Source organism: Streptomyces sp. NPDC006265, from assembly GCF_040613555.1.
GTDB lineage: Bacteria > Actinomycetota > Actinomycetes > Streptomycetales > Streptomycetaceae > Streptomyces.
The window spans coordinates 19,663-27,020 of the sequence record NZ_JBEXSH010000014.1 but is presented as its reverse complement, the minus strand read 5'-3'; the positions used below and the strand labels follow the sequence as shown (position 1 = coordinate 27,020).

Annotated in this window: 4 protein-coding genes; all 4 read right to left on the bottom strand. The window is 68.9% G+C overall.

Translation table 11 applies throughout. The features are described 5' to 3' along the window. Positions 1 to 84: 84 nt before the first annotated feature. Complete coding sequence (locus tag ABZ281_RS02940; protein WP_356651477.1) at positions 85 to 1,542, bottom strand: peptidoglycan DD-metalloendopeptidase family protein; 1,458 nt, start codon at positions 1,540 to 1,542, stop codon at positions 85 to 87. Then, positions 1,535 to 1,945 carry a hypothetical protein gene (locus tag ABZ281_RS02935; RefSeq protein ID WP_356651476.1) on the bottom strand — a complete coding sequence of 137 codons (411 nt, stop codon included), beginning with the start codon at positions 1,943 to 1,945 and terminating at the stop codon, positions 1,535 to 1,537. The genes ABZ281_RS02940 and ABZ281_RS02935 overlap by 8 nt, the downstream gene beginning before the upstream one ends. Before the next feature lie 324 nt (positions 1,946 to 2,269). Beyond that, positions 2,270 to 4,720 carry a hypothetical protein gene (locus ABZ281_RS02930; RefSeq protein WP_356651474.1) on the bottom strand — a complete coding sequence of 817 codons (2,451 nt, stop codon included), beginning with the start codon at positions 4,718 to 4,720 and terminating at the stop codon, positions 2,270 to 2,272. After that, positions 4,717 to 7,323: an ATP-binding protein gene (locus tag ABZ281_RS02925; protein WP_356651473.1), complete on the bottom strand. Its 2,607-nt coding sequence runs from the start codon at positions 7,321 to 7,323 to the stop codon at positions 4,717 to 4,719. Before ABZ281_RS02925 ends, ABZ281_RS02930 begins: the two co-directional genes overlap by 4 nt. Between the last annotated feature and the right edge of the window lie 35 nt (positions 7,324 to 7,358).

Below are 7,358 nucleotides of genomic sequence, written 5' to 3'. Positions count from 1 at the left end.
AACACACCCCAACAAAATTCTTCGCGGAGTGGGGCCGCCCGGCGAACCGACACCCCCCGGGCCGTGCGCCCCCCCGGCCGTGGGTCAGATCTTCACGCCGTGACCGCGGAGGTAGGCAAGCGGGTCGATGTCCGATCCGTACTCGGGCCCGGTGCGTATCTCGAAGTGGAGGTGCGGGCCGCTGACGTTGCCCGTGTCGCCGGACCATCCGATCCGGTCGCCGCCCTTCACCTTCTGGCCGACGGAGACGTTCAACGAGGACTGGTGCGCGTACTGCGAGTACTTCCCGTCCCCGTGCTTGATCACCACCTGGTAGCCGTACGCGGAGTTCCAGCCGGCCGTGACCACGGTGCCCGGTCCCACCGCGCGAATCGCGGTTCCCTTGCCTACCGGGAAGTCCACGCCGGTGTGGTAGCCGCTCGACCACATTGACCCCGAGACCCGGTATCCGGTGCCGATGTGCTCGTCGGCGACCGGGGCGACCCATGAGCCCGACGTGCCGCCTGAATCGGGCTCGGTGTAGTCCGGACGCTTCATGATCAAGATTCGGTCCGTCCAGAATGAGAGGGGCTCGATCCGGACGCGGGCACCGGTGTGCGGCGCGTCGATCACCTCTCCGCCGCCGATGAACATGGCGACGTGCTCCGGGCTGGAGGCGCTGCCACCGGAGAAGATGAGGTCGCCGGGGCGCAGGTCCTTCCGCGAGTTGACCTTGCTGCCGATGTTGACCTGGTCGTACGTGACCCTGGGGAGGTTCACGCCGACCTTGCTCCAGGCGTACTTGACCAGGCTGGAGCAGTCGCAGCCGGTAGAGCCCACGAACGGGGGCTTGCAGCTGCCGCCCAGGACGTAGGGAGTGTTGTACGCCTCCTTGGCACCGGCGACGACTTTGGCCAGACCACCGGAGACCTTGCCGTCCATCGGAGCGGCCCACTTCTCCGCCCGCTCCCGAATCTCGCGGACGTAGTCCCGGGTCTCCTTGTACGGCGGGATGCCGCCGTACAGCCTCACCGCGCCGCCGCCGGCGTTGTACGCGGCGAGCATGTTGTCGACGACGTCGCCGGGCACGCTGCGGATCTCGTCGGCGAGCTTGCAGTCGTAGGACACCATCGACGGGACGGCGTCCTCAGGATCCAGGGGGTCTGCGCCGCCCTTCTTGTTGGCGTCGATGCCCTGCGTGGCCCAGGTGGAAGGGATGAACTGGGCGATGCCCAGCGCACCCGCTCCGCCGTCGGGCGGGTTCTTGCGGAAGTTGGACTCCTGGTAGAGCTGGGCGGCGATCAGCGAAGGCGTGGTCTCCGCGCAGCCGTAGTCCCGCACCGCGTTGAGGATGATCGGGCGCAGCCAGTCGGGGATGTCCTTGGTGTCCGACAGGCCGCCGCCGAATCCCGCGTTCTCCAGCGCGTCACTGGTGTTGTCCTCACCGATCGCCGACGTGAGCGCCAGCACGGCGGCCAGCACCAAGCCGAAGCCAAGCAGGCACGACAAAAGAATCGCGATCACGACTCGGCACAGGGCCTTGGACTCGCCTTGCTCAGACATTGGGAAGCCCCACGACGCGCCAGCTGCCGTCGGCTCCGCGGCGGAGCTTGAGCGCCACCTGTTCTTCCGACTCGGTGGCAGCACCCTTGGCCGGCGTCTCGGCCAGCCTGTAGATCACGCGCGCGAAAGCGGAGTCCTCGGTCGGCGCGGGAGCTCCGTCCGGCAGGGCCACCCGCAGGATGGTCACCGTCACCTGGACCTGGCTGTCCCTCCAGTTCAGCCACTGCTGCCGGCCGGCGTTGCCGCTGGTGTGCGTGCGCAGGTCCTCGGCCAGGTCGCCGTCGGCGTAGGCGGCGGCACGCCGGGAGGCGTCGTCGAACGAGGCGTCCCGGCCCGGCCGGGCGTCGTGGCTGGCCCACGCGGTCGTGAAGGCCCTGGCCGCTTCCTGGATCGGAACCGACACCGGGCTCGGCTCCCAAACCACAGGAGGCTCGGACGGCTCGGCTGCCGGCGACGTCTTTGCCGGCTTGGCACTGCTGGGGGTGCTTTCGGGCGCAGTCGTGGAGGTTGGGACCGTAGGGGGTGAGCCGGAGGTGTGGGGACGCTCCCCTCCGCGGAGCCCGAAGAGCAGGAGGGCACCGACGGCGGCCAGGACTGCCGCAGCGACGAACAGCATGATCGTCCCGCGCTGGGCACGCGCGACATCGGTTGTGGGCATGAGGGTCCCCCGTGAGGTGGTTCTGGTGTCTGGGCGGCCGGGGCCTTTCGGGCCCCGGCCGCAGCCCGGCTACGGCCGGGGCCTGGGCGGCCCGGGCGGCCGCGTGGCACGCCGGATGACCCGTGGCGGAGCCGGCGGCTTGGCCGGCGTCGTCTTCTTCGCAGCCGGTGGCGTCGGCGGCGCAGGGGTGGGCGGGGTCGGCATCTTCGGCACCGCGGCTGGCCCGGCGGCTGGCGGCTTCATCGAACTCGGTGTCTTCGTACCGGTCTTGGGCGCGGGCTTCCCCGGCGTCTTGGCGCCGGCCGCTGCCGGCGCGCCCCCAGGAGTCTTCGCTGCGATGGCGCCGGCCCGGGGGCCGGGAGGAGTCGCGGCCCCCGGGTTCGGCTGGATCTGGGCCAGACCGAGGTTGACCTGAGCCTTTGTCCTCTGCTTCGCCACGAACTTGCCGGCGGTAGCGATGTTGCGCTTGTACTCGGCTCCGAAGTCCTTTGCCTCCTGCACCTTCTTGTCGATGGTGCGTGCCTTCACGGCTTTGAGGTCGTCGCCGACCTTCTTCCCTCGCGCCATTGCCGCAGCACCACCACGTTTGGTCGAGGCGACACCGCGGGGGATTCCCACGGGCGCTCCCACTGTGGCCATGAAGGCGAACTTCGTCGCCTTGGCGCCGTACTTGGCGGTGGTGGCGGCTGCCTTGCCGGTGGCCATGGTGGCCCGGCCGCCCCGGGTCTGGGACATCTTGTTCGCGGCGGCGGTGGCCAGCCGCTTCTTGAGGGTCTGCTTGGCTGCCTGCTGCGCCGCGACCTTCGCCGCCGTACTCGCACCGCCGGTGCCGACCGCCGCAGCAGTGTTGGTGGCGAGGCGGGCCGCAGTCCGCAGCCGGCTCGCCTTGCGGTTTGCCTGCGGCGAGCCGACCCAGGCGTTGCGGGTGGTCTTCAGGCCCTTGCCGACGGGCTGGGACACGCGCCGCGCTTCACCGCGGGCCTCGCCCCACATCTGCTTCAGCCCGGGAGCGGTCTCCGCGTAGCGGCCGGGGCTGGCGAACACCGAGCGGCGAGAGCCGCCGACGCGGGCGTTGGCGAGCTTGCGGTTGAGGTTGACCGCGATGCTCTGTGCCGTCTGCTTGATCTTTTTGTGGCCGGCCAGACCGGCGACGGCCGTGACGTCAATAACGATGAACTTGACGGCCAGGACATCTCCGGTGTCCGCGTCGATCAGGGCCAGGATGATCAGAATGAAGATCGCCAGGAACAGGATGGCGATGATGATGCCGAGGACAGCCTTGGTGATGGCGGAAAACCAGCGCCACAAGGTGGCGCGTCCGCCGCCGGGCAGAATGCCGGCGGTGAGTGCCCAGTGGCCTCGGATGGCCTCGAATGCCAGCCAGCCCTGCGCGGTGAGGAATGTGCCCGTGACCAGGACCATGAGAATGGCCACGATGACGGCCGCGAGCGCGACGAACAGGGCCGAGAATGCCATGTCGGCGCTGGCCCGCTTGGCCTCGGGCTTCACGTCCCCGCATGCAGCCTCGAACTTCATCGAGTTCTCGTTGAGCTGCCCGATGAAGTTCGTGTCGTAGATCGAGTCCATCATCGCGGCGTCCCAGTAGTTCATCCCTGTCTGGTCGAGGTTGAACTCGGCGAGCTTGAACTCGCGGAAGGCCTTGTCGCACTGCCCGTCGAAGGTCTGCCCGTACACCATGAGCTGGTTGGGCCGGACGATGAACGCCTCGACCAGCGCGTCGGTGATCGGCTTCGCCACGTTGTCCGGGTCAGCGCTGCCCTTGGCGCTCGCGGGATCGTCGGCCAGCACGATGGAGGCGATCTCCAGCGTGAAGTCCTTCGCCTTGCCCAGCAGACCTTCCTCGGACAGGAGCATGGTGGAGCCCTGCGGCTGCGCCTGGTCATGCTGGCCGAGAAGGACCTGGGCCGGCGAGACGAGCACGGTGGTGGTCAGCGCGGCGACGACCAGGGAGACCCCGATCTCGGCGAAGCCGCGCGAGCGCTCCTTGAACAGGATCAGCCAGCCGCAGTAGAAGCCGGCGAACGTCAGGAACAGGCCAGGGAGCCCCAACCTGTCGATGACCTGGTTCTTGATGGTGCTGGAGATGTCATCGACGGGACCGACCATGACCTGGGCAAGCCCGAAGTTCAGCGCCCACTTGATCAGCCAGCAGGTGAAGCCGATGACCCACTTCGAGACGCCGAAGAGCAGCTGCGCGACGATGTTCCAGATCTTGAGGTCGATGTCCTTCCAGCCGCCCGTGTCCGTCTTGACGGTGTAGGAGCTGATCGGGACGCCGTCCTTGTCGGTGACGTTGAACGGCTGCAGGATGCCGTCGCTGCCGTCCTTCGGCTTCTTGCCGAGATCCAGGCCGGCGATGGGCTTCGCCGGTGCCGAGGTGCTGGGCGACGGCGACGGATCCGCAGACGCTGCAGGGGCCAACACCACGGTGAACAGGGCCAGCAGAATGCCGATCAGACCGAGCCGCCGCTTGAGGCCTCTTCGCTGTATGTGGCTCATGCCAGGGCTCCGTCCGCCAGCTCGGCGAACTCCACAGCCTCGTCATCGTCTTCGGTGCTCTGTCCGGGCGTTGTGGTGATCGCGGCGGCCGCGTTCTCGTCCGCCGGGATCAGCACCTTGATGCCGGCAATCCGCTTACGGAGGTCTCGGTACAGGCCCTCGCCGGCGCGCAGGACCCGCTCGGTCTCGCTGACATTGAGGGGGGAGAGGTTCTCGGTGATCACCTTGAGCATCTCGCCGTCGGTCGGGTCGAGGTCGAGGAACTCCAGGCACCGTGCGGCGAGGGCCTTGCCGCGGTGACGGAAGACGAAGATGTGGCTGAGCAGGGCGCGGATCTTGTCGCCGATCTCGCTTTTCGGGCCGATGTCGTACGGGTCGTGCGAGCCGGCGAAGGCGCCGGCGTTGTGCTTGCGGCCGTCGGCGATGAGTTCGAGCAGCAGGTTGGAGCCCTCGGCGGAGGAGGTGAGCCACCAGCACTCGTCGAGGAAGACGCCGGTGAAGTCGTTGGGATCGGCGAACGCGATTTCGCGGCACAGGGCCGTCATCAGGTACATCAGGCGCCACCCGAACCGCTTCTCGACTTCCAGGGAGGGCAGGCGGTGCTCGGAGAGTTCTTCCTTGGTGGGCAGGCCCAGACGGTCGACGGCGAAGACGATGCTGTCGGCGTCGGTGATGCGCACGACCGGCAGCGACTGGTCGAAGATGACGCGGCCGAGGTCCTTCTTACTGAGCGAGCGCAGTTTCCGGACGAGCTCGGAGGCGGCGGCGCGCACCGCGTTGTCGTTCGGCTCGTCCGGGTCGGGCGTGCGGGCACGGTCGGCCAGCGTGTCCATCAGCGCGGTCATGCTCGGCTTGGGTCCGAGCCGGGTGGCCTCGATCGCCTCGGCGAGGGTGATGCCCTCGATGCTCATGGAACCGATGTCGAGGAGCGGGGTGAGGAAGGACTCGGTGTAGCGGGCGGCGCGCGGGCCGCGGAAGACGCGCAGGGGGTCGAGGGAGACGCCGGCGTTCTCGTCGACGTTGATGATCTGGGTGGTGCCGGGGCAGGCGTTCGCGAACCGGCTCCATTCCTGCTGCGGGGTGCGGTCGATGACCAGCGCGCGGCCGCGGGAGTTCCTCTGTCCGGTCCGGTGGCCGGTGGTCAGGATGCTGTACATCGCGCACTTCATCGCGACGGACTTTCCTGAGCCGAGCTCGCCGACGAACGCGGCGGACGCGGAGGCGTTGACGCGGGGGCCGTGGGAGAAGTCGACCAGCACGGGGCGGACGCCGCCGCCGTTGAGCTGGAGACCGAAGAGGCTGCCGGAGTCGTCGCCCAGGCCGGCGCCGCAGAACGGCATGCTCATCGCGAAGTCGCGGGCGAGGAGGTACTGGGTGTAGTCGAGCATCGGCCCGGGGGTCTTGGTGCCGGGCAGCATCCCGTGGAAGAGCGCGACCTGGTCGCCGGTGGGCCGCACCAGCGTGTAGTCGTTGCCGCCGAAGTGGTTGGCCAGCGACGTCGCCTTTTCGTCTGCTTCCTCAGGGGTGGTGCCCCACACGCAGGTGGCGACGGTGGCGCGGATCTCCACCTCGGTGGAGGAGGCGGTGAGCCGGTCGCGGTACTCGTCCAGGGCGAAGCTCGCCTTGTCGAGGGACGCCGGCACGCCGGAGGTCTCGCCGTCGTACTCGCCGCGCTGGTGGGCAAGCTCGCGCTGCTGGCGCCGGGACTTCGGCTCGGCCTTGGAGCCGGACTCGACGTGAAGCCGGACCGCCCAGTCCACCGGGAAGTTGAACTCGTCCAAAGCCGCGAGGTACTCGCTGCCGGGGAACCGGAAGGCTTCCGGCATTTCGGAGAGCACGCAGAACGCCTGGTAGGAGTCTCCGTGTTCGCTGGTGGCGCGCAGGTAGCGGCGCTTGAAGGGGTTGGTGGGGCCCTTGGAGGGCCGGTTGCCGCGGCCGCCCTCGTCGAGGATGACCTGGGTGTGCGCAGTCACCGTGTGGCCGCGGCCGCGCAGGGCCCGCTGTGCGCCGTCCTCGGGCAGCAGCGGCTCGCTCAGGCCACGGCGGGCGCTGTGCCCGTAGATCCAGAGGATCTCCGCCTCGGTGGCCGGCCGCATCTTGATGCCGGAGGGCCAGCCGGCCGCCAGGCGGGTGGCCTGCTCCAGGCGCTGGCGCTCCTCCGAGGGGGATATCGGGGCGACCGGCAGGCCGAGGGCGCCCATGACTTCCGACTGGACGGAGGACAGGACGGCCCGGGTGCTCTGCTTGAAGTCGACGTGGGGCAGGGGGATGGCGAGGAAGTCGACGCGGCCGGTCAGCTCCAGGTCCTGAAGCTGGTCGAGGACCTTCAGTGCCAGGTCGACGTACTCGGGGGAGGCGTCGAGGTCGACGCCGGCGGTCATGCGGGTGACGACCGACGCGGCGTCGACACTCGGGCACAGGCTGAGCAGGAGGGCCTCGCCCCGCAAGCTCTTGAAGAGGGCCTCCAGGGAGTCCAGCCGCTCACGCTTCGTGGACTTGGAGGCGTGGGTGTAGTTCTCGGTGTCGACGCGCCAGACCGCCCACACGGTGGCGGCGGTGGTCCAGATCAGATGGCCGCTGATGTGCCGGACGGGGAGACGCATGGGGTTCTTCCTTCTGTGCTGGTAGTGATGGCGAG

What these genes read in the sequence shown, in the direction of transcription:
- ABZ281_RS02940 (WP_356651477.1), bottom strand. Translation starts at nt 1,542, where the DNA reads ATGTCTGAGCAAGGCGAGTCCAAGGCCCTGTGCCGAGTCGTGATCGCG.
- ABZ281_RS02930 (WP_356651474.1), bottom strand. Translation starts at nt 4,720, where the DNA reads ATGAGCCACATACAGCGAAGAGGCCTCAAGCGGCGGCTCGGTCTGATC.
- ABZ281_RS02925 (WP_356651473.1), bottom strand. Translation starts at nt 7,323, where the DNA reads ATGCGTCTCCCCGTCCGGCACATCAGCGGCCATCTGATCTGGACCACC.